Annotated in this window: 18 protein-coding genes and 1 pseudogene; 3 read left to right on the top strand and 16 right to left on the bottom strand. The window is 57.0% G+C overall.

Annotation, left to right across the window (positions count from 1 at the left end; translation table 11 throughout):
- Positions 1–3 precede the first annotated feature (3 nt).
- From EC915_RS05970 to EC915_RS05945, 6 genes and pseudogenes are all read right to left on the bottom strand, one after another.
- The gene (locus EC915_RS05970; protein ID WP_133749615.1) at positions 4–1,428 is read right to left on the bottom strand and encodes an HlyD family type I secretion periplasmic adaptor subunit; all 1,425 of its coding nucleotides are present in this window, start codon (positions 1,426–1,428) and stop codon (positions 4–6) included.
- Positions 1,425–3,575, bottom strand: a complete 2,151-nt coding sequence (locus EC915_RS05965; RefSeq protein ID WP_133749614.1) for a type I secretion system permease/ATPase — start codon at positions 3,573–3,575, stop codon at positions 1,425–1,427. Before EC915_RS05965 ends, EC915_RS05970 begins: the two co-directional genes overlap by 4 nt.
- A gap of 737 nt (positions 3,576–4,312) precedes the next feature.
- Positions 4,313–5,729 (bottom strand): annotated as a pseudogene (gene ltrA / locus EC915_RS05960) (group II intron reverse transcriptase/maturase).
- Between the two features lie 477 nt (positions 5,730–6,206).
- Positions 6,207–8,105, bottom strand: a complete 1,899-nt coding sequence (gene cysN / locus EC915_RS05955) for a sulfate adenylyltransferase subunit CysN (RefSeq protein WP_133749613.1) — start codon at positions 8,103–8,105, stop codon at positions 6,207–6,209.
- Between the two features lie 15 nt (positions 8,106–8,120).
- Positions 8,121–9,038 carry a sulfate adenylyltransferase subunit CysD gene (gene cysD, locus EC915_RS05950; protein WP_133749612.1) on the bottom strand — a complete coding sequence of 306 codons (918 nt, stop codon included), beginning with the start codon at positions 9,036–9,038 and terminating at the stop codon, positions 8,121–8,123.
- Between the two features lie 148 nt (positions 9,039–9,186).
- Positions 9,187–9,945: a Nif3-like dinuclear metal center hexameric protein gene (locus EC915_RS05945; protein WP_133749611.1), complete on the bottom strand. Its 759-nt coding sequence runs from the start codon at positions 9,943–9,945 to the stop codon at positions 9,187–9,189.
- 108 nt (positions 9,946–10,053) lie between these two features.
- On the opposite strand from EC915_RS05945, the gene algW reads away from it, so the two are divergent.
- Positions 10,054–11,217 (top strand): Do family serine endopeptidase AlgW, encoded by a 1,164-nt coding sequence (algW, locus tag EC915_RS05940; RefSeq protein ID WP_133749610.1) that lies wholly within the window; start codon positions 10,054–10,056, stop codon positions 11,215–11,217.
- 194 nt (positions 11,218–11,411) lie between these two features.
- Here algW and hisC read toward each other — a convergent pair whose 3' ends face one another.
- The 10 genes from hisC to EC915_RS05890 all read right to left on the bottom strand — a co-directional run bounded on the left by hisC (position 11,412) and on the right by EC915_RS05890 (position 19,424).
- Complete coding sequence (gene hisC, locus EC915_RS05935; protein ID WP_133749609.1) at positions 11,412–12,464, bottom strand: histidinol-phosphate transaminase; 1,053 nt, start codon at positions 12,462–12,464, stop codon at positions 11,412–11,414.
- A 2-nt stretch (positions 12,465–12,466) separates the two neighbouring features.
- Complete coding sequence (gene hisD, locus EC915_RS05930) at positions 12,467–13,795, bottom strand: histidinol dehydrogenase (RefSeq protein ID WP_133749608.1); 1,329 nt, start codon at positions 13,793–13,795, stop codon at positions 12,467–12,469.
- A 144-nt stretch (positions 13,796–13,939) separates the two neighbouring features.
- Entirely contained in the window at positions 13,940–14,575 is a 636-nt protein-coding gene (gene hisG, locus EC915_RS05925; protein WP_133749607.1) for an ATP phosphoribosyltransferase, read from the bottom strand.
- A 166-nt stretch (positions 14,576–14,741) separates the two neighbouring features.
- Positions 14,742–16,007 (bottom strand): UDP-N-acetylglucosamine 1-carboxyvinyltransferase, encoded by a 1,266-nt coding sequence (gene murA / locus EC915_RS05920; protein WP_133749606.1) that lies wholly within the window; start codon positions 16,005–16,007, stop codon positions 14,742–14,744.
- A gap of 23 nt (positions 16,008–16,030) precedes the next feature.
- A complete protein-coding gene (locus EC915_RS05915; protein WP_133749605.1) occupies positions 16,031–16,270 on the bottom strand; it encodes a BolA family protein in 240 nt (79 codons plus the stop codon).
- A 114-nt stretch (positions 16,271–16,384) separates the two neighbouring features.
- Positions 16,385–16,690 (bottom strand): lipid asymmetry maintenance protein MlaB, encoded by a 306-nt coding sequence (locus EC915_RS05910; protein WP_133749604.1) that lies wholly within the window; start codon positions 16,688–16,690, stop codon positions 16,385–16,387.
- Positions 16,687–17,340: a phospholipid-binding protein MlaC gene (locus tag EC915_RS05905; RefSeq protein ID WP_133749603.1), complete on the bottom strand. Its 654-nt coding sequence runs from the start codon at positions 17,338–17,340 to the stop codon at positions 16,687–16,689. Before EC915_RS05905 ends, EC915_RS05910 begins: the two co-directional genes overlap by 4 nt.
- Positions 17,341–17,350: 10 nt before the next feature.
- The gene (gene mlaD / locus EC915_RS05900) at positions 17,351–17,818 is read right to left on the bottom strand and encodes an outer membrane lipid asymmetry maintenance protein MlaD (protein ID WP_133749602.1); all 468 of its coding nucleotides are present in this window, start codon (positions 17,816–17,818) and stop codon (positions 17,351–17,353) included.
- Positions 17,818–18,615 carry a lipid asymmetry maintenance ABC transporter permease subunit MlaE gene (gene mlaE / locus EC915_RS05895; RefSeq protein ID WP_133749601.1) on the bottom strand — a complete coding sequence of 266 codons (798 nt, stop codon included), beginning with the start codon at positions 18,613–18,615 and terminating at the stop codon, positions 17,818–17,820. Before mlaE ends, mlaD begins: the two co-directional genes overlap by 1 nt.
- Positions 18,615–19,424: an ATP-binding cassette domain-containing protein gene (locus EC915_RS05890; RefSeq protein ID WP_133749600.1), complete on the bottom strand. Its 810-nt coding sequence runs from the start codon at positions 19,422–19,424 to the stop codon at positions 18,615–18,617. Before EC915_RS05890 ends, mlaE begins: the two co-directional genes overlap by 1 nt.
- 313 nt (positions 19,425–19,737) lie before the next feature.
- On the opposite strand from EC915_RS05890, the gene EC915_RS05885 reads away from it, so the two are divergent.
- Together EC915_RS05885 and EC915_RS05880 are read left to right on the top strand one after the other, a co-directional pair.
- Entirely contained in the window at positions 19,738–20,712 is a 975-nt protein-coding gene (locus EC915_RS05885) for a KpsF/GutQ family sugar-phosphate isomerase (protein ID WP_133749599.1), read from the top strand.
- The gene (locus EC915_RS05880) at positions 20,712–21,245 is read left to right on the top strand and encodes an HAD family hydrolase (protein ID WP_133749598.1); all 534 of its coding nucleotides are present in this window, start codon (positions 20,712–20,714) and stop codon (positions 21,243–21,245) included. The genes EC915_RS05885 and EC915_RS05880 overlap by 1 nt, the downstream gene beginning before the upstream one ends.
- Positions 21,246–21,253 lie beyond the last annotated feature (8 nt).

Genomic DNA, 21,253 nt, shown 5'->3' with positions numbered 1-21,253 from the left:
GCGTCACCGCTCACCTAGGCTCTCACTCACATATTTCTTCAACGGGCTAAGAAAATAGCTAATCACTCTGCGTGTATCGGTAATTACTTCAGCACGTACTGCCATGCCGGGAGCCAGCGGAACGTCCCGTTCACCGACTCGAATATATTTTTTACTCAGTTGGATCCGGGCACTGTAAACCAGCCCGAGCTTCTCATTTTCAATCGCGTCGCTGGAGATGCTGATGATCGTTGCGGGAATAACGCCATATTTAGTGAAGGTGAAGGTTTCTACTTTGACTTCAACTTTTTGTCCAGGGTAAACAAAACCGATGTCTTTATTTTCGATCATCACCTCGACTTCCAACGGCTGGTCGTCTGGAACGATGACCATGAGAGGTTGCGCCTCCGTCACGACACCACCTCTGGTGTGAATGGCAAGTTGCTGAACAGTGCCATCCACAGGAGCGAGAAGGCGTTTGAAGCGATGTCGTTGCTCGGCTTTGCTCAGTTCCATAGCCAATGCGAGGGAACGTAGCTCAGCCTCACCTTGAAGATCGAGCATGGCTCTACGGTGTTGATCAATGATACTGGCCCGTCTGTAATACAAAACGCGCTTGCTCGCGACTAGCTCTTGGACCTTGAGTTGACTGGTGGCCAGCTCCCGTTCCTGATCAAGTCGAACCTGGTATTTTTCCAGATATGAATGCTTCGCAACACTGCCGTCATTCAAAAGCGTTTTGTAGTCGTCAACGAGTTCGCGTGTTATCGGCAGGATATTCCTGATCGAATTAGCAACTGCCTGAGCGGCTTGGATTTCTGCAGAACGCTGTTCCATCTCTGCACTTGCTTGATCGACAGCACTCCTGAACTCAAGATATTGACCGTCCAGCCAACGCTGAGCCGATGCTCGCTGAAGCTTGGTCGCACCAGGAATCTGCGCAATGTCAAGAGCAGGCTTTTGGGATAAGCGTATTGCATCCAGCAATGCCTGAGCGCGGGCCAAATCAACATTCGCAGCCAGCATATCATTACGTAGGCGCTGGACATCAGCAGCGGTAACGCTTGTATCGAGCTCAATCAACAGATCGTTAGCCTTCACACGCTGACCATCTTCGACATGGATGGCCTTAACTACAGACACTTCATGGGGCTGGATAATTTTTGTTTTGCCGCTGGGCACTATTTTGCCACCTGCTGTGGCGACGACATCTATCCTTCCAAAACATGCCCATAAGAACGCAAAGGCCGCGAACCCCATAAGCCCTAACGCAAGATAACGTGGAGCGGGGTGAACGGGTTGCTCCTGCAGTGCAAGTGCAGCCGGGAGAAACTGTATTTCATGACTCAAACGATGGGATGTATCCAAGGCTTTGCGCCGACGCCAGGAATGGAGCCAAATCCTACGATAGCGAGCCCACAGCTCTTTTCGCTGCCAGGACTCGATCATACTTCGGCGCCCTGTTGCAGAAGGTGCAGCCGAGTGTAGTGGCCTGCTGGAATGGCAAGCAGCTCAGTGTGAGTTCCTTGCTCAACAATTTCCCCTCGATCCATCACTACAATACGGTCGGCATCACGCACCGTCGACAGCCTGTGAGCAATAATAATCACGGTCCTGCCTTTACAAATAGTTTGCATGTTTCGTTGAATGATTCGTTCCGATTCATAATCCAGCGCACTGGTAGCTTCATCGAATATCAGAATGCGCGGGTCTCCTATCAAGGCGCGAGCAATCGCTATCCGTTGTCGTTGGCCTCCGGACAATGAAGCCCCATGCTCGCCGACTAAGGTGTCATAACCTTCTGGCAGCTCAAGAATGAACTCGTGAGCCCCTGCCATTTTTGCAGCATGGATTACAACTTCCATAGAGGCACCTGGATCTGTTAGCGCGATGTTCTCCCGTACGGACCGCTGAAATAGCATGTTTTCCTGAAGCACCGCACCGATTTGCCTCCGCAGAGAGGCCACATCAGATAGCGCAAGATCGCTTCCATCTATAAGTACACGCCCTCTTTCCGGCAAATACAGCCTTTGAAGCAATCGCGTCAATGTGCTTTTTCCGGAACCGGAACGCCCTACGATCCCAATGATTTCCCCCGGTTCAATGTCCAAGCTCAATGCTCGCAGAACTTCCGAGCCGTCGGGACGATAGCGAAAGTGCACTTGTTCGAACTCTATCTTTCCTACAATGGGAGGCAACGCGCTGCGCTTGTGATGCAAATACTCTGTCCGGGTGTTGAGAATGTCACCCAGCCGCTGCATAGCTACACCGGTTTGCTGAAAGTCGGTCCAAAGCTGCGCAAGCCGCATGATAGGTTGCGAAACCCTGCCAGCCAGCATGTTAAAAGCAATTAACTGACCAACGGTCATATCACCTTCCACCACGAGACGCGCGCCCACCCATAGCGTAACGACAGTCACTAACTTGCCAATCAAACCAACACTTTCATTAGCTATAGTCGAAAGATTTTGAGTTTTAAAGCTGGCCGCCACATAGGCTGCCAATTGATCATCCCACCTACGCGTAGCCTGAGGCTCGGCCGCCAATGATTTCAGCGTGTCTATACCATTTACCGTTTCCACCAAGAACGCTTGATTCACTGCACCTCGGCTGAAACTTTCATTCAATCGCGCACGCAACACGGGTGTGATAAACAAAGACACTAGAAAATAAAGTGGAAGAGATATGATTACGACCAATGTCAGCCAGCCGCTATAAACAGCCATTACTGCTATGAACACTACTGAAAAAATCACGTCTAAAACAACAGTAATGCTGCTGCCCGTCAGAAAACTTCTGATATTTTCCAATTCCCGCACCCTCGCAACAGAATCTCCAACACGGCGTGCTTGAAAATAGGCTAACGGTAGAGCGACCAAATGCTTAAACAGCCTACTTCCCAGCTCCACGTCTATTCGACTAGCCGTGTGGCTGAACAGATAAGTTCTTAAGCTGCTGAGCGCGCTCTCTACGATCATAATCGCCAAAAGCCCTAACGCAATTACATCGAGCGTCGTCAGCCCCCTGTGCACGAGTACCTTATCCATCACCACCTGAAAAAACAACGGCGTGATAAGAGCAAATAGTTGCAAAACCAATGAAGCAACAAGTACCTCGCCCAGGAGTTTTCGATACTTAATTAAGGAGGGGATGAACCATGTAAAATCAAAGCGAGCCAACTCCCCCACCACAGATGCTTCAGAGCGCATCAATATTAAAGATGAAGACCATCTAGATTCCAGCTCAGCCATTGTCAAAATTTCAGGGCCTACAGAGCGCGGGTCCTGTATCAGGACTTTGTCGTTATCCAAGCGACCGATGATGAAATAACCACCCTCTCGGTCGGTCGCGATAGCAGGAAACGAAATTTTTTCTAGCCGACCGATTGTGGTCTTGACTATTCGACTCTTCAGCCCCAATTGCTTTGCGCCTAGAAGTATCTCTTCATCAAAAAATGGTCGGCCTCCATTGGAAATATCGTGTACAAGCTGTTCGACTGATACCGAGACATCGTGAAAATTCGCGAGTATCACAAGGCACGCAAGCCCGGTATCAATATTGCGATCAGTCGATACGTTATTTGCACCACCACTCATGAAGCTGAATCCTTATTCTTGTGCATTTACTACATAACCGCCTCAAGATAACCACAGTATGCATTGTCACGATACTGATTTATTGAATTGCATATACCCCCCCGACTTCTGATAAAACTGAATGATAATTCTAGAAAATTTCTTACAAACAAGTATTTTTGCGTAAGTACATTCGTAGGTTGTTGTAGGAATTTTTTCTTTTAGCCAGCAAACTGCGCGATCAAGATGCTGACACTCCCTGTAATGCTGGATGAGCACTGCGGCTTTTTGGTGGGTGTTCGGAGATGCCTTACGCGTTTGCAAGACACAGCCGGTTCCGAAGTTTCGCGATACCCCCTAAGCTTGCCCCGGTTTTCAGGAGGAGTCATGGACATCATCAAGACAGTCGCGGCATGTATCGCGTTAACGGGTTGCGTTTCAGCGGATTGCGTCAGGAATTGCTACATCACGGAGCAGCGGGAATATGAGACGAGGTGGGAACAGTTATGCGACAAGCACACGTTTGATCGCCGGTGTGAAGGACGGTTGCCGTCGCAGTTGACGCTGTAATTGACGTCCTCGGTGGCTGAAACCGCTCTTGTAGCTGGCGTTGACGCCAGTGAGTTTGCCGCCGCCGGCAAGCCGGACTGCTACAGAAGCCTGCCCCGTGGTTCGAGAAGTTGCGTGATCGAGTAGGAGGCGGCTTTACAGCCGCCGTCCTCTCACACCACCGTACGTACGGTTCCGTATACGGCGGTTCAGGTTAGGCGACTAAGCCGGTTTATCGTATCCAGTATCGAGACCAGTCCCAGCCCACAGCTTCTTCGGCAATGCCTGATTCATGTGAGGCGCCCCCGAGTTCCACCATGGACCCCGACCGTTGAAGGCTGAAGGCCATGCGTGTGCTTCGCCAACCCCTAGACGCATCAGGTTTCGCGCTCTCGTAGAAGGCCTCTTCCATTACCGCCAGGCGATACAGCGCAGCTTGTGACGCACCCAAACATCCAGCCCCTCAGGCGGCCGCTTACTTTGACTGAGCTTGAAGTAGCCAGCCCAACCGCGCAGGACTGGACTTATCCGCTCGATAACGTACGCCATCTTGCGTCCCCGGACTCTGCGCAGCAGGTTTCTGAGCCGGTCGCGCAAACGACCCAGACTCATCATCGCCACTCTCAGCCTCGGCTGTTGATGCCAGATCATCCCATAGCCCACGTAGTCACAGGCCCGGGGCCGTGCCACACGGCTCTTTTCCCGATTCAGCGTCAGTTTCAGACGTCGACTCAGGAAGCGCTCAACGCCCAGCTAATACTCGCTCGCCTGCCCGACGACTACGCACATAAATGTTCGCATCATTGGCACAGCGCACGAAGCGATGGCCCCGTCGTTCCAGTTCGCGGTCGAGGTCATCGAGCAGGATGTTCGACAGCAACGGCGAGAGCGGGCCGCCTTGCGGCGTCCCTTCCTGCCGTTGACTGACGAGTCCGCCCGACATAACCCCGGCCTCAAGGTAACGGCGGATCAGGCTGAGCACTCGCTTGTCTTCAACGCGACGCTGCACACAAGCCATCAGGAGGTCGTGGTTGACTCGATCAAGAACTTCTCCAAATCGAGCTCCATGCACCAGCGGTGCCCCGCCGCCACATGGGCGCGGGCTGTTTCCATGGCTTGGTGAGCACTTCTGCCCGGACGAAAACCGTAGCTATGGTCCGAGAATAGAAGGTCGAAAATTGGCGTGAGCTGTTGCAGCAGGGCTTGTTGGATCAGGCGATCTACAACACAGGGAATGCCCAATTGCCGTGTTCCGCCCTTGGGTTTGGGGATGTCGACAGCGCGTACACCTTTTGGGTGATATTCGCCGGCCAGCAACCGAGCCTAGAGGATCGGCCAACACTGTTTCACGTAGTCCGCCAACTGGTCGACCGTCATGCCATCGGCACCCGGCGCGCCCTTGTTGCTGACCACGCGGTGATACGCACGCTTGAGGTTGGCAGGTGCAAGCACCTGCGCCATCAGCATGTCCGGCTCCGCGTTCGTCCACGTCGCAGACGCCGTCGATGTCTGCGCACTGCCAGCCGTCGCCCTTGGATACCATCCAGAGCTTGGGGTCACAGTTCTCCCTCGGAGAAATTTCTGCATTTCGACATTCGACGAGACTCCGACGCTTACTGGCGGCATAACCTGTTCGGCCCTTGGTGACGGGGTTATTCGTCACTTACTACGGCTTCGGCTGACTTCTGCACATTCATCCCGTCGCCTCTCGACGCTCGGTAGCACAGCGGCAAACGTGCAGATCCCCCAGGGTAATTCGCGTGACCTTCCTGCTTATGCCTGTCGGATCTACGTCACAGCGTTCCGTGCAAATATTGGGCTTTGAAAATATTGGCCTTCTTGCCCCGCTGCGCCGCCTCTATCCGCTTCCTGTTCATCAGGCCAGCATTTTGCCTCGGGCTTGCTTCAGATTCGCAGTCACCCACGACACCCTTGCCTCTGGCCAACCCTTCCCCTTACCGGGTGTGTAGAGGACTTTCACCTCCAAGTCACCGGCTTAGCCACCACAGCCAAGCTGGTTGCGCTTGCGCGCAACGCGCCATGCCTGGCGTACCAAACAAAAACCCGCCATCACTGGCGGGTTTCTTGTCAGGCAAACAACGTTTAGATCGCGCCACGAGCCCGCAGCATATCCAGCACCTGCTTGACGCTGTCTTCCACGCTCAGCGTCTGGGTGTCGATCACAAGATCGGCATCCAGCGGAACGTCATACGGAAAGGACTCGCCCGGGATGTTGTCCTTGTCCGCCGCGTAGAGCCCTTGTGGGTCGCGTTCGCGGCATGCCTGAGGCGAAGCCTGCACGTAGACCGTGATCAGGCGATCATCACCAATAAGCGCCTTGGCGTTGGAACGCCCAGCCGCGTCCGGCGCGACGAACGCCGCGAGGGTCAGCAGGCCCGCTTCGTTGAACTGACGGGCAACGTGAGCAGCACGACGCCAGTTCTCGGTGCGGCCGGCACGATCCTGCAGCAAGCCCTTGTTCAGGTCGTGACGCAGGTTCTGGCCATCGAGCACGAACACCGCGCGGCCCATGTCAAACAGCTTGCGCTCAACGGCATAGGCCAGCGTGCTCTTGCCAGCGCCGGACAGGCCACTGAACAGGACGGTAGCTGGCTTCTGACCGAAACGCTGAGCGCGCTCTTCGACCGAGACGTGCGCCAGCGCACCGTGATGATTGCCTGCACCAGCAGCGACCGGTTTGGCGATGATCATGCCCGCTGCGACGGTGCCATTGGTCAGTCGGTCGATGACGATGAACGCGCCGGTAGTCCGGTTGCTGTCGTAACCGTCCAGAGCAATGGGTGCATCGAGGCTGATTTTCACCCGGCCAATTTCGTTCAACTGCAACGCGCTGGCAGGCCCCTCTTCCAGCGTGTTCACATCGACCCTGTGGGTGATGCTGGCAATCGAGCCCGGCACATAGGAGGTGGCGCGCTTGATGTCGTATTTCTTGCCTGGCAGCATCGGCTCTTCGGCCATCCACACCAGCATGGCATCGAAGGCATCGGCCACTTGTGGCAGGTTATCGGCGTGCACCAGCAGGTCGCCACGGGAGATGTCGATTTCGTCTTCCATGGTCAAGGTTACGGCCTGGCCCGGGCCTGCATGCTCCCGTTCGCCCTCGAACGTGACGATGGATTTCACGCGACTGGTCTTGCCCGACGGCAGGACCACGATGTCGTCGCCCTTGCGCACGATGCCACTGGCCAGCGTACCGGCGAAGCCGCGGAAGTTCAGGTTCGGGCGGTTGACGTACTGCACCGGGAAACGCAGGTCGTCGTAGTTGCGGTCATTGGCGATCTCGACGGTTTCGAGGATTTCCATCAGCGATTTGCCGGTGTACCAAGGCGAACGCTCGCTCCTGTTCACCACGTTGTCGCCCTTGAGGGCCGACATCGGCACGAATTCCATGGTGCTCGGCTTCATGGATATACGATCGGCGAACTTCAGGTAGTCAGCCTTGATCTGCTCGAAAATGCTCTCGTCGAAGCCATTGAGGTCCATCTTGTTGATGGCAACCACGATGTGCTTGATGCCCAGCAGCGATGCGATGTAACTGTGGCGCCGGGTCTGGGTCTGCACGCCGTAACGGGCATCGACCAGAATGATCGCCAGGTCACAGGTGGAAGCACCGGTAGCCATGTTGCGGGTGTACTGCTCATGGCCGGGGGTATCGGCAATGATGAATTTGCGCTTGGCCGTCGAGAAGTAACGGTAAGCGACGTCGATGGTGATGCCCTGCTCGCGCTCGGCCTGCAGGCCATCCACCAGCAGCGCCAGGTCGACGTCATCACCCGTGGTACCGGACTTCTTGGAATCACGGGTAATGGCTTCCAGATGATCTTCGTAGATCATTTTGGAGTCGTGCAGCAGACGGCCGATCAGTGTGCTCTTGCCGTCGTCGACGTTACCGCAGGTCAGGAAACGCAGCATTTCCTTGCGTTCGTGCTGGCCAAGATAGGCGAGGATATCCTCGCTGATCAAATCAGATTGGTGCGACATGAGGAGACCCTGAAATTAGAAGTAGCCCTGGCGTTTCTTGTCTTCCATGGAACCGGCGCCATCGTGGTCGATGACGCGGCCCTGGCGTTCGGACGTACGGGTCAGAAGCATTTCCTGAATGATGTCCGTCAGGGTTTCGGCCTCAGACTCGACAGCGCCCGTCAACGGGTAGCAGCCAAGGGTACGGAAACGCACCTTCTTCTTGACGATACGAGCCTTTTCCTCATCGCTGAGGTGCTCGAGGATCCGATCGTCGTCGATCATGATCAGGGTGCCGTTCTTCTCGATGACTTCCCGCTCGGCGGCGAAGTACAGCGGAACGATCGGGATGCCTTCCAGATAGATGTACTGCCAGATGTCCAGCTCGGTCCAGTTGGACAGGGGAAACACGCGGATCGACTCGCCTTTGTTGACGTTGCCGTTGTACACGTTCCACAGCTCGGGACGCTGGTTCTTCGGGTCCCAACGGTGCTTGCTGTCGCGGAAAGAGTAAACGCGCTCCTTGGCGCGGGACTTTTCTTCGTCGCGTCGGGCGCCACCGAAAGCGGCATCGAAGCCGTGCTTGTCCAACGCCTGCTTGAGGCCCTGGGTTTTCATGATATCGGTGTGCTTGGAGCTGCCGTGGGTGAAGGGATTAATGCCCTGCGCTGCACCTTCCGGGTTGATATGAGTGATCAACTCAAGCCCCATCTCCTCGACCATCTTGTCGCGGAAACGGTACATCTCCTGAAACTTCCACTGAGTGTCGACGTGCATAACCGGGAACGGCAGCTTGCCCGGGAAGAATGCCTTGCGCGCCAGGTGCAGCATCACGGCAGAGTCCTTGCCGATCGAGTACAGCATCACCGGGTTATCGAACTCGGCGGCGACCTCGCGGATGATGTGGATGCTTTCCGCCTCCAACTGTTTCAGATGCGTCAGTTTGTCGACCATGGTTACTCACGGGATAACGTACTTTTATGGAAAGCCTGCGGGCTTTGTCGAGCGAGGCACTTTATCATGGGGCCCGATTCTAATCAGTGACGCCTATAGATCGAAACGATCTAACGTTATAGCCCGCCATTTGGTTGCTCAACGTCACTTAGATGGGGTTCGGGCAATCGATGAACAGGTGCTCAAGCGCAAAGCGCCGTGCCAGATAGTCACCCAGCGCCTGCACGCCATAGCGCTCGGTGGCATGATGGCCAGCGGCGATGAAGCTGATGCCATTTTCGCGAGCGCTGTGAAAAGTCTGCTCGGACGCTTCACCACTGAGAAACAGATCAACACCCGCCAACACCGCCTGATCGATATACCCCTGCCCGCCCCCTGTGCACCAGCCTACCCGGCGGATCATTGCGCTGCCCTCGACAAGGAGCGGTTCACGACCTAACGCGCTCTGCACCCGGTGGGCAAAATCACGAGGCGTCATGGGCTCAGGCAGCGATCCGACCAATCCCACGATGCGCGCATTATCGGGATCGAGCGGCCCTTCGACGGTGATCTCCAATTGCCGGGCCAACTGAACGTTATTGCCCACTTCCGGATGCAGATCCAGGGGCAGGTGGTACGCCAGCAGGCTGATATCGTGCTTGAGCAGCGTCTTCAGGCGTCGCTGCTTCATGCCGGTGATACAGGGGTTTTCGCCCTTCCAGAAATAGCCGTGGTGCACCAGAACCACGTCGGCATTGGCCTCGACTGCCGCGTCCAGCAGGGCCTGACTGGCCGTCACTCCAGAGACGATTCGGGTAACCTGTGGGCGTCCCTCGACCTGCAGTCCATTGGGGCAATAGTCCTGAATGCGCGCGCTGGCGAGATAGCGGTCAGCCTCATCGACCAGAGTACTCAACGAAACAGCCATAAAAGTCTCCTAAATAGGCATTTCAGACCGTGCCGGTCCTCGTATAATGCCCGCCATTATGGCGCAGACAAGCCTCAAACCCTGCGCGTTCACCTCAGGACTCTATAAATGTTCAAAGCGCTGCGTTTTCTCGGCTGGCCATTGCTTGCTGGTGTGCTTATCGCTTTATTGGTTATTCAGCGCTATCCGGCATGGGTCGGTCTGCCAAGTCAGGACGTCAACCTGCAACAGGCGCCGCAGACGGCCTTTGTCCAGCAGGGGCCGGTGTCCTATGCCGATGCCGTCAGCAGCGCCGCGCCGGCGGTGGCCAACCTGTACACCACCAAGATGGTCAACAACAAGCCGAACCATCCACTGTTCGAAGATCCGCAGTTTCGACGTTTCTTCGGTGACAACCTGCCCAAGCAGCGCCGCATGGAATCGAGCCTGGGCTCGGCGGTGATCATGAGCCCGGAGGGCTACCTGCTGACCAACAACCACGTGACTTCCGGTGCAGACCAGATAGTTGTAGCGTTGAAGGACGGTCGTGAAACCGTGGCCAGGGTCATCGGCAGCGATCCGGAAACTGACCTTGCCGTGCTGAAGATCGATCTGAAAAACCTGCCGTCCATTACTCTTGGCAGCTCCGACAGTATTCGTATCGGCGATGTCGCGCTGGCTATCGGTAACCCGTTCGGTGTTGGCCAGACGGTTACCATGGGCATCATCAGTGCCACGGGCCGCAACCAGTTGGGCCTCAATACCTACGAGGATTTCATTCAGACCGATGCGGCAATCAACCCGGGCAACTCGGGCGGTGCGCTGGTGGATGCCAACGGCAACCTGACCGGGATCAATACTGCCATCTTCTCCAAGTCCGGCGGCTCCCAGGGGATCGGCTTTGCGATTCCGACCAAGCTGGCACTGGAGGTGATGAAGTCGATCATCGAGCACGGCCAAGTGATCCGTGGCTGGCTAGGCATCGAGGTGCAGCCGCTGACACAGGAACTGGCTGAATCGTTCGGTTTAAAGGATCGCCCGGGCATCGTTGTCGCCGGTATCTTCCGCGACGGCCCCGCTCAAAAGGCCGGTTTGCAACTGGGTGATGTCATCCTGAGCATCAACGGCGAACCTGCTGGCGACGGGCGCAAGTCGATGAACCAGGTCGCGCGAACCAAACCTTCGGAAAAGATCACGATTCAGGTCATGCGCAATGGCAAGGAATTGAAGCTGACAGCCGAGGTCGGCCTACGTCCGCCTCAGGCTCCGGCTGCGCCTGCGGCAGAGAACTGATCCTGGATCATCATGGCTGTTGAGATGAATGGGATGATGAGAACCTTAGGGTGCAAATTCATCCTGGGCGGCGACTCGACGATGTGTCGGTACAGGCGATGACCTCCATCGCCTGCCAGATTTTTCGCGGATAAACGCGTTCCCACCAAGAAATTAACGTTCGGCCTCCCATTGCAGGGGGCCGGAGAGCAGCCCTAAAGCTCCCCCAACGCCTCGACCAGCGCCTGATTCTGCTCAGGCGTGCCAATGGTGATGCGCAAGAACTGCGCAATGCGCTCCTGCTTGAAGTGACGGACGATCACACCCTGCTCCCGCACCTTGGCCGCAAGACCTGCAGCGTCGTGTTTCGGATGACGAGCGAAGATGAAGTTCGCCGCCGATGGCAACACCTCAAACCCTTTACCCTGCAACTGCTCAACCAGCTTTTCACGGCTGGCAATGACCAGACTGCAGGTCCTCTCGAAGTACTCGCGATCATCGAAAGCAGCGGCCGCGCCGACAATGGCCATGCGATCCAGCGGATAGGAATTGAAGCTGTTCTTCACCCGCTCAAGAGCCTCGATCAGATTGGAGTGCCCCACCGCCAACCCCACCCGCAGCCCCGCCAGTGAGCGAGACTTGGACAGGGTTTGTGTTACCAGCAGGTTCGAGTAGCGCTCCACCAGACGGATAGCAGTCTCGCCACCAAAGTCGATGTAAGCCTCGTCGACGATGACCACAGAATCGGGATTCGCTTTCAAGATCTGCTCGACCGTCTCCAGCGCCATCAGGCAACCGGTGGGGGCATTGGGATTGGGAAAGATGATCCCGCCGTTCGGTCGCGTGTAATCCTGCGCGCGAATCTGAAACTGCTCGTCGAGCGGCACCGCTTCATACTCAACGCCATACAGGCCGCAGTAGACCGGGTAGAAGCTGTAGCTGATGTCCGGGAACAGCAGCGGCTTATCCTGCAGGAAAAAGGCGTGGTAGGCGTGAGCCAGCACCTCATCGGAACCGTTGCCAAGGAATACATGGCTGGCGTCGACACCGTAGTAGCGGGCCACGGACTGCTTGAGCAGGTCGCTGTTTGGATCAGGGTACAGGCGTAGGTCGTCGTTGACCTGGGCACGCATCGCCTCGATGGCCTTGGGCGACGGGCCATACGGGTTTTCATTGGTGTTCAGCTTCACCAGCCGGGTCAGCTTGGGTTGCTCGCCGGGCACATAAGGCACGAGGTCACGGACAAAAGGACTCCAGAATTTGCTCATGCTCACTTGCCTTCTTGAGGGTTAGCGACGATCCGGTATTCGGCACTGCGTGCGTGCGCGGTCAGCGACTCGCCGCGTGCCAGCACTGACGCGGTCTTGCCCAGCTCCGACGCCCCGTGCTCCGAGCAGAAAATGATCGAGGAGCGTTTCTGGAAATCGTAAACGCCCAGCGGCGAGGAGAACCGCGCAGTACCGGAGGTTGGCAGTACGTGATTCGGGCCTGCGCAGTAGTCGCCCAATGCCTCGCAGGTGTGGCGACCCATGAAGATAGCGCCTGCGTGACGAATCTGTGGCAACCAGGCCTCGGGATCGGCGACCGAAAGCTCCAGGTGCTCGGGTGCGATACGATTTGCAACTTCAATGGCCTGAGCCATGTCTGCCACCTTGATCAGCGCGCCGCGGCCATTGATCGAGGTGTTGATGATCTGTGCCCGCTCCATGGTCGGCATCAGCCTGGCGATGCTGGCTGCGACCTTGTCGAGGAACTCGGCATCCGGGCTGACGAGAATGGCCTGCGCATCTTCGTCGTGCTCGGCCTGGGAGAACAGGTCCATTGCGATCCAGTCAGGATCGGTCTGGCCGTCGCACACCACGAGGATTTCCGAAGGGCCGGCGATCATGTCGATACCGACCTGACCGAAGACATGGCGCTTGGCGGTGGCCACATAAATGTTGCCAGGGCCGACAACCTTATCGACCTGCGGAACGCTCTGAGTGCCATACGCCAGCGCCGCGACCGCCTGAGCCCCGCCAATGGTGAACACCCGGTCGACCCCGGCGATGCAGGCGGCCGACAATACCAGTTCGTTGATTTCACCGCGCGGGGTCGGCACGACCATGACGACTTCGCCAACGCCAGCCACTTTAGCCGGGATCGCGTTCATCAATACCGAAGACGGGTAGGACGCCTTGCCGCCAGGCACATAAAGACCTGCGCGGTCCAGTGGCGTGACCTTCTGGCCCAGTACGGTGCCGTCAGCTTCGGTGTAGCTCCAGGAGTCCTGCTTCTGCCGCTCGTGGTAATTGCGCACGCGGTCGGCGGCTTTTTCCAGCGCTTGACGTTGCTCGGCAGTGATACGCGTCAGTGCCAGCTCCAGACGCTCGCGCGGCAGGATCAGTTCAGCCATCGAGGCAACGTTCAGCCCATCGAAACGCTGGGTGTACTCCACCAAGGCAGCATCGCCGCGCTCACGCACGTTCTTGATGATGTCCAGCACGCGCTGATTGACCGAGTCGTCAGACACACTTTCCCAGCTCAGCAGATGATCCAGATGTCGGGCGAAATCCGGGTCAGCAGCGTTGAGTCGGCGAATGGCGTTGGAAGTGGTCATAGCGTGAGCCTCATTGATTGGCGTTTTCTCAGATGCCTTGCACAGCGGCAGCCTAAGCTACCAAGCCATCCGCGCAGGCACCTGAGAAATTTGGCTATGACACGGATAGCTGGGCGCGACCCTGGTTAAAGGTGCGTTATACAGTCAACCGCAGTGTCGTGACTCCACGGCGCTGCGCAAAGTATCGATCAGCGACTGGATGCGGGCGTGTTGCATCTTCATCGAAGCCTTGTTGACCACCAGCCGGGAGCTGATGTGAGCGATCAGGTCCTGCGGCTCCAGGCCGTTGGCACGCAGGGTATTACCGGTGTCGACGACGTCGATGATCTTGTCGGCCAGTCCTACCAGCGGCGCGAGCTCCATGGAGCCGTACAACTTGATGATGTCGACCTGACGACCTTGCTCGGCGTAGTAACGCTTGGCGACATTGACGAATTTTGTGGCCACGCGCAGACGGCCTTTGGGCTCAGCCGCGCCCACAGCACCTGCGGTCATCAGCTTGCATTGGGCAATCTGCAGATCCAGGGGCTCGTACAGACCCTGGCCGCCGTATTCCATCAAGACGTCCTTGCCGGCAATGCCAAGATCAGCCGCGCCATGCTCGACATAAGTGGGCACATCGGTAGCGCGTACGATCAGCAGGCGCACATCTTTCTGCGTCGTAGGAATGATCAGCTTGCGGCTCGTATCCGGATTCTCGGTCGGCACGATGCCCGCAGCAGCGAGAAGCGGAAGCGTGTCATCAAGGATTCGGCCCTTGGACAGTGCGATGGTCAACATGGGAAACGTCAGTCCTTATCAGCAAGCGCGTGCCGGGTCGCAATCGGCGCCCGGCAACCTCCGAGCCGATGACGCAGACTCGAAGTGAAACGATTCAAAAGGTCAAACCTTCACTCAACGGCTCCCTCGCCTGCATGCGATGCAAGCCAGAGAGCACGAAACAATGCTAGCCGGGAACGCGACGAATCTTGGCGCCCAGCATTTGCAGTTTTTCTTCAATGCACTCGTAACCGCGGTCGATGTGGTAGATGCGGTCGATCAACGTATCGCCCTCAGCGATCAGCGCAGAGATCACCAGACTGGCCGAAGCGCGCAGGTCAGTCGCCATGACGGGTGCGCCCTTGAGTTTGGTGCAACCGGTGACGATGGCCGTGTTGCCTTCGACCTGGATCTGCGCGCCCATACGGTGCATTTCGTACACATGCATAAAGCGGTTTTCGAAGATGGTTTCGATCACTGCACCGGTGCCTTCGGCAATGGCATTCAGCGAGATGAACTGGGCCTGCATGTCGGTCGGAAAAGCGGGATACGGCGCAGTGCGCACATTGACTGCCTTCGGACGCTTGCCATGCATGTTCAGCTCGATCCAGTCGGTGCCGGTTGTGATCTCGGCCCCCGCTTCGCGCAGCTTCTCAAGAACGGCTTCCAGAATCGTTGGATCGGTGTCCTTAACCTTTACACGGCCGCCGGTGGCAGCAGCGGCCACCAGGTAGGTACCGGTCTCGATGCGGTCAGGCATGACGCGATAGGTCGCGGAACCCAAACGCTTGACGCCATCGATGGTGATCGTGTCAGTACCCGCGCCAGTAACCTTTGCCCCCATGGCATTCAGGAAGTTTGCCAGGTCGACGACTTCCGGCTCGCGGGCGGCGTTCTGCAACACACTGCGGCCGTTAGCCAGCGCGGCAGCCATCATGATGTTTTCGGTACCGGTCACACTGACGGTATCGAAGAAGAAGTGCGCGCCGCGCAGTCCGCCTTCCGGAGCCTTGGCTTTGATGTAGCCGCCTTCGACCTCGATGAGCGCGCCCATGGCCTCCAGACCACGGATGTGCAGGTCAACAGGACGTGAACCGATAGCGCAACCGCCAGGCAGTGCGACTTCTGCCTCGCCGAAACGGGCAACCATCGGGCCCAGCACCAGAATTGACGCACGCATGGTTTTCACCAGCTCGTACGGCGCGACCAGGGTCTTGATGGTGCGGGGATCGATTTCGACACTGAGCTTTTCGTCGATGATGGGCTCGATGCCCATGCGACCGAACAGCTCGATCATGGTGGTGATGTCGTGCAGGTGCGGCAGGTTGGCAACGGTAACAGGACCGTCAGCCAGCAGCGTGGCTGCGAGAATCGGCAGGGCAGAGTTTTTCGCCCCGGAAATGCGGATTTCGCCATCAAGACGAATGCCGCCAGTAATAATCAGTTTGTCCATTAGAATCTCGACGCCAATTTGGCTCAGGTGCGCTCGGCCCATGCAGCGCGGCTGAAAAATTTCATAGTGACCGCGTGGATGCTGCCATCGGCGATCCATGGGTTCAAATGCGTGTAGATCTGCTGCTGGCGCTTGACGGGACTCAATGCAGCCAGTTCGTCGCTGATCACGTTCAGCTGGAAGTTGCAGCCTTCGCCTTCAACTTCGACCTGGATTTGCGGCAGCTTACCTTCAAGGAAGCCTTTCACTTCAACGGCCTGCATGCTTAACCTCAATGGGCGCCCTATGCGCGCGGGTCGGCCATCATACAAAAAAGCCCTCTCGTTGCGAACCCTACTTTGTAGGACCCGGACGAGGGGCTTGAGCGATGACAGCAATCAATGTTGTTCGAACAGTTCGGTCAGCCCCGACACCTGTGCAATTTCACGCATGTGGTCTGGAAGCGCCCGGACGCTGACTGTTTTTCCGGCCCTCTGCGCATCGCGCATGAATGCTAGCAGCAAGGCCAGCCCCACGCTGCTGGACTTCTCGATTGCTGAGCAATCCAGTACTAGCGCCGGCGCGTCACTGGCCTTGATCAGCTTGGCGCCCTGTTCACGCAGTAATGGACCTGTTCGATAATCCAGCACGCCAAACAGTTTCAACTCGCCCTCACCGACGGCGGTGACACTTGCATCACTCATTTAACGACCTTGTCGCTGGAGTTTTCGGTCGATTCCTTCGCCTTGGCAACTTCACCAGCCCAGCCGTCGATGGTTTTGTCCAAATTGTTGCCATTGCGCTGCATGGCGTCGGCGAACTGGTCACGGAACAGCTTGCCGATGTTGATGCCATTGATGATCACGTTGCGCAACTTCCACTCGCCATTAATCTTCTCAAGGGTGTAAGAAACCGGGTAGACGGCGCCGTTACTGCCCTTGACGGTCATGCGGACCTCGGTGCGGTCGCCCGATTCGTCCTTGGCAGGATCAACGGTAATCCCCTGATTGTTGTACTCGAGCAAGGCGTTACCGTAGAACTGAAACAGGCCTCGCTTGAAATTCTCCGCGAACTTCTGCATTTGCGCAGGCGTTGCATTGCGCGAATATTTGACCGTCATGATGCTCTTGGAAATGCCGTCGGCATCCACCACGGGCCCGACGATGCTGTTGAGCGCCGCGTAAAAATCAGTAGGATCCTGCTTGTATTTCTCTTTGTTGGCGGCCAGATCGGCCAGCAACCGGCTGGTTGTGTCCTGGACCAGATCATGAGCGGAGGACGCAGGCGCAGCATTGGCGAACAATGGCAGTGCCGCTAGCAGCACAAGAAGGCCACGGCGCAAGATAGAGATCATTCAAAACTCCTCATTTGGCATCTTTACCCACGGAATTGAGCAGGAATTTACCGATCAGGTCCTCGAGTACCAACGACGACTGGGTGTCATGGATCTTGCCGCCATCCTTTAACGACTGATCATCCCCGCCGACGCTGATGCCGATGTATTTTTCGCCCAGCAAGCCAGCGGTGAGAATGGACGCAGTGGAATCGGAAGGCAGATTGTTCACCCGTTTGTCTATCTGCATGGTCACATGACCCATAAAGGTATCGTGGTCCAGATCGATTGCAGTGACCTTGCCGATGGTCACACCGGCCATGGTCACCTTGGCTCTGACAGTCAAACCGGCGATATTGTCGAAATCAGCTGTAAGTTTATAGTCGTCATTGGCCGCGCTGGTGCTCAGACCGCTGACCCGAAGGGCGAGCAAGAGCAAAGCCAGAATCCCGGCAAGCAGGAACAGGCCGACACCGGTTTCGAGGGTGCGGTTTTGCATCAGAAGTCTCCAAACATCAAGGCGGTCAAAATAAAGTCCAGGCCAAGTACGGCCAAGGAGGCGTAGACCACGGTCTTGGTCGTGGCTCGACTGATCCCCTCTGAGGTGGGCTCGCAGTCATAACCTTGAAACACGGCAATCCAGGTAACCACAAAGGCGAAAACGACGCTCTTGATGACACCGTTGAGCACATCATTGGGGAAGGAAACGCTGTTCTGCATGTTCGCCCAGAAGGACCCTTCATAGACGCCCAGCCAGTCGACCGCGACCCATGAGCCCCCCCAGATGCCGACAACGCTGAAAATGAGAGCCAGCACCGGCAGCGAAATAAACCCGGCCCACAGACGCGGCGCGACGATATATTTCAGCGGGTCCACGCCGATCATCTCCAGACTGGACAACTGCTCGGTGGACTTCATGTTGCCAATTTCAGCAGTCAGCGCAGAGCCCGCACGACCGGCGAACAGCAAAGCCGTCACCACCGGGCCAAGCTCGCGCAGCAGGGTCAGGGCGACCATCTGACCGACCGCCTGTTCGGAGCCGTATTTGGCAAGAATGCTGAAGCCCTGTAGCGCCAGAACCATGCCGATAAAGACACCGGACACCGCGATGATCGCCAGCGACATCACGCCAACCGAATAAAGCTGGCGAACCAGCAGCTGAAAACCACCGCCGATACCGCCTCGCCCCAAAAGGGCATGGACCAGGAACACGCCCGAACGCCCAAGCACTGCAACAATATCGATCGCGGAGCGCCCCATCAGGCGAACACGATCCATCAATGACTTTCTGCGCATCAGCGCTTCCCCAAAAGATCTTCGCGATAATCCGGTGCCGGATAGTGGAAAGGCACAGGGCCGTCCGGATCACCTGTCATGAATTGACGGATACGCGGATTATCCGACTGCATAAGCTCCTGCGGCGTTCCCTGCCCCAGCACTTGACCGTCACCCACCACATAAAGGTAGTCCGCAATGCTCGCTGTTTCGGCAAGATCGTGGGACACCACAACGCTGGTGATGCCGAGTGCATCATTGAGCAAGCGAATGAGACGCACCAATACCCCCATGGCAATAGGGTCCTGGCCTACGAACGGCTCGTCGTACATGAGAATCTGCGGATCGAGTGCAATCGCACGCGCCAGTGCGACACGACGCTTCATGCCGCCCGATAGCTCATCGGGCATCAGGTCGACCGCCCCTCGCAAACCAACGGCCTGTAATTTAAGCAGGACAATGTCGCGAATCATGTCTTCAGGCAGCTTGGTATGAACGCGCAGCGGGAACGCCACGTTTTCGAACACGTCAAGATCGGTGAACAACGCACCGCTTTGAAACAGGACTCCCATCTGCTTGCGAGCATCGAAAAGATCGCTGCGTGACAGCTTCGGCAGGTTCTGGCCATTAACCCAGACCTCACCGCCGCTCGGACGCAGTTGTGCTCCCATCAATCGCAGCAGCGTGGTTTTACCACTGCCCGACGGTCCCATGATGCCAGTGACCTTGCCCCGGGGAATGCGGATGTCCACATTATTGAAGATGCTGCGCGTACCGCGTTTAAAGGACACATCCTTCAATTCGACCGCGTATGCGTTATCGGCGCTCATCTAAACTCCTTGCGATGCAGCCTGTCTCTCAGATGCCGCGTCCTTGACGAACGACACACTGTCTGGAGGGGCCGAACAAGCGGCGAACTATAACACCGCTGTCGTACGCCGCCAAAGCTCCAACGCGGCAACCTGTAACAACCGATAAATATTTCATGACAAGCGGAATTTTCCCGCCCTGAATCTGGCTGCCTGCTGAACGGGAACTGAAGGACAGAGCGCTTCCATAAACAATGAGCGACGATGAAGCGTGAGGGTTTTCAACATTGTCGCTATAATCCCGGCCTTTTCACCCGGCCGACCCTTTCCTGACATGACCGACGCCCGCGACCTTATTCAATCTGCACAACGCACCATTCGTCTTGAGATCGAGGCTGTGGAAGGCGTACTTGCTCACATCGATGCAGACTTCGTGAACGCATGCGAAATGATCCTGGCGAGCAAAGGCCGCGTCGTGGTGGTCGGCATGGGCAAATCCGGACACATCGGTAAAAAGATCGCAGCCACGCTGGCCAGTACCGGCACACCGGCCTTTTTCGTGCATCCAGCCGAAGCAAGCCATGGCGACATGGGCATGATTACCAGTGCCGACATCATCCTGGCGCTGTCGAACTCCGGCAGCACCGCCGAGATCGTGACATTGCTGCCACTGATCAAACGCCTGGGCATCAAGCTGATCAGCCTGACCGGCAACGGCGAGTCGACACTGGCCAGGGCAGCCGATATCAATCTCAATGCCCGCGTCGAAAAAGAAGCCTGCCCGCTGAATCTCGCCCCGACCTCCTCGACCACCGCAGCTTTGGTTATGGGTGATGCGCTCGCGGTGGCCCTGCTGGATGCGCGAGGTTTCACTGCCGAAGATTTCGCATTCTCGCATCCCGGTGGCGCGCTGGGCCGTCGGCTGCTGCTCAAGGTCGAGCACGTGATGCATACCGGCGCCGAGCTGCCGCAGGTAGCACGCGGCACGCCGCTGCGAGACTCGCTAATGGAGATGACCCGCAAGGGCCTGGGGATGACGGCCATTGTCGAAGCCGATGGGCGGCTGGCCGGTATCTTTACCGACGGCGACCTGCGCCGGACACTGGATCGCGACATCGATCTTCGCCACGCGACCATCGATGATGTCATGACTGTGCACGGCAAGACCGTGCATTCAGAAATGCTGGCAGCCGAAGCGCTGAAAATCATGGAAGACAACAAGATCGGCGCACTGGTCGTGGTCGACGGGAACGACTACCCGATAGGTGCATTCAACCTTCAGGATTTGCTGCGCGCGGGAGTGATGTAATGAGCTTCGATAATAAAGAACTGATGCAACGCGGCAAACAGATCAAACTGGCGGTCTTTGACGTCGACGGCGTGCTCACCGATGGCCGGCTTTACTTTCTTGAAGACGGCGGCGAATTCAAGACCTTCAATACCCTCGACGGTCAGGGCATCAAGATGCTGGTCAACTCGGGTGTTGCTACCGCTATCATCAGCGGCCGCAAGACTCCGGTGGTAGAGCGTCGCGCAAAAAACCTGGGCATTGCCCATCTTTATCAAGGCCGCGAAGACAAACTGGCGGTACTGGACGAGCTTTTGCAGCAACTGAACCTAAGCTACGAGCAGGTAGCCTATCTGGGTGACGACCTGCCGGACCTGCCGGTCATACGACGAGTCGGGTTGGGCATGGCGGTCGCCAATGCTGCCGGTTTTGTCCGCCAGCACGCCCACGGCACCACCCATGCGCGGGGCGGCGAAGGCGCTGCGCGAGAATTCTGCGAGCTGATCCTGAGTGCTCAGGGCAACCTCGAAGCGGCCCACGCCGCCTACTTATAGAAGTGGAT

It is taken from the genome of Pseudomonas sp. LP_7_YM, from assembly GCF_004364435.1.
In the GTDB taxonomy this organism is placed as follows: domain Bacteria; phylum Pseudomonadota; class Gammaproteobacteria; order Pseudomonadales; family Pseudomonadaceae; genus Aquipseudomonas.
Note: the sequence above shows the minus strand (reverse complement) of the source record. Positions and strands in the feature narration are given on the sequence as shown.

What these genes read in the sequence shown, in the direction of transcription:
- hisD (WP_133749608.1), bottom strand. Translation starts at nt 13,795, where the DNA reads ATGACCACTTCCAACGCCATTCGCCGACTCAACGCTGCTGACCCGGAT.
- EC915_RS05970 (WP_133749615.1), bottom strand. Translation starts at nt 1,428, where the DNA reads ATGATCGAGTCCTGGCAGCGAAAAGAGCTGTGGGCTCGCTATCGTAGG.
- murA (WP_133749606.1), bottom strand. Translation starts at nt 16,007, where the DNA reads ATGGACAAACTGATTATTACTGGCGGCATTCGTCTTGATGGCGAAATC.
- EC915_RS05965 (WP_133749614.1), bottom strand. Translation starts at nt 3,575, where the DNA reads ATGAGTGGTGGTGCAAATAACGTATCGACTGATCGCAATATTGATACC.
- hisC (WP_133749609.1), bottom strand. Translation starts at nt 12,464, where the DNA reads ATGAGCAAATTCTGGAGTCCTTTTGTCCGTGACCTCGTGCCTTATGTG.
- mlaE (WP_133749601.1), bottom strand. Translation starts at nt 18,615, where the DNA reads ATGCGCAGAAAGTCATTGATGGATCGTGTTCGCCTGATGGGGCGCTCC.
- EC915_RS05910 (WP_133749604.1), bottom strand. Translation starts at nt 16,690, where the DNA reads ATGAGTGATGCAAGTGTCACCGCCGTCGGTGAGGGCGAGTTGAAACTG.
- EC915_RS05880 (WP_133749598.1), top strand. Translation starts at nt 20,712, where the DNA reads ATGAGCTTCGATAATAAAGAACTGATGCAACGCGGCAAACAGATCAAA.
- EC915_RS05890 (WP_133749600.1), bottom strand. Translation starts at nt 19,424, where the DNA reads ATGAGCGCCGATAACGCATACGCGGTCGAATTGAAGGATGTGTCCTTT.
- EC915_RS05885 (WP_133749599.1), top strand. Translation starts at nt 19,738, where the DNA reads ATGACCGACGCCCGCGACCTTATTCAATCTGCACAACGCACCATTCGT.
- EC915_RS05915 (WP_133749605.1), bottom strand. Translation starts at nt 16,270, where the DNA reads ATGCAGGCCGTTGAAGTGAAAGGCTTCCTTGAAGGTAAGCTGCCGCAA.
- cysN (WP_133749613.1), bottom strand. Translation starts at nt 8,105, where the DNA reads ATGTCGCACCAATCTGATTTGATCAGCGAGGATATCCTCGCCTATCTT.
- cysD (WP_133749612.1), bottom strand. Translation starts at nt 9,038, where the DNA reads ATGGTCGACAAACTGACGCATCTGAAACAGTTGGAGGCGGAAAGCATC.
- EC915_RS05945 (WP_133749611.1), bottom strand. Translation starts at nt 9,945, where the DNA reads ATGGCTGTTTCGTTGAGTACTCTGGTCGATGAGGCTGACCGCTATCTC.
- mlaD (WP_133749602.1), bottom strand. Translation starts at nt 17,818, where the DNA reads ATGCAAAACCGCACCCTCGAAACCGGTGTCGGCCTGTTCCTGCTTGCC.
- algW (WP_133749610.1), top strand. Translation starts at nt 10,054, where the DNA reads ATGTTCAAAGCGCTGCGTTTTCTCGGCTGGCCATTGCTTGCTGGTGTG.
- EC915_RS05905 (WP_133749603.1), bottom strand. Translation starts at nt 17,340, where the DNA reads ATGATCTCTATCTTGCGCCGTGGCCTTCTTGTGCTGCTAGCGGCACTG.
- hisG (WP_133749607.1), bottom strand. Translation starts at nt 14,575, where the DNA reads ATGTTGACCATCGCACTGTCCAAGGGCCGAATCCTTGATGACACGCTT.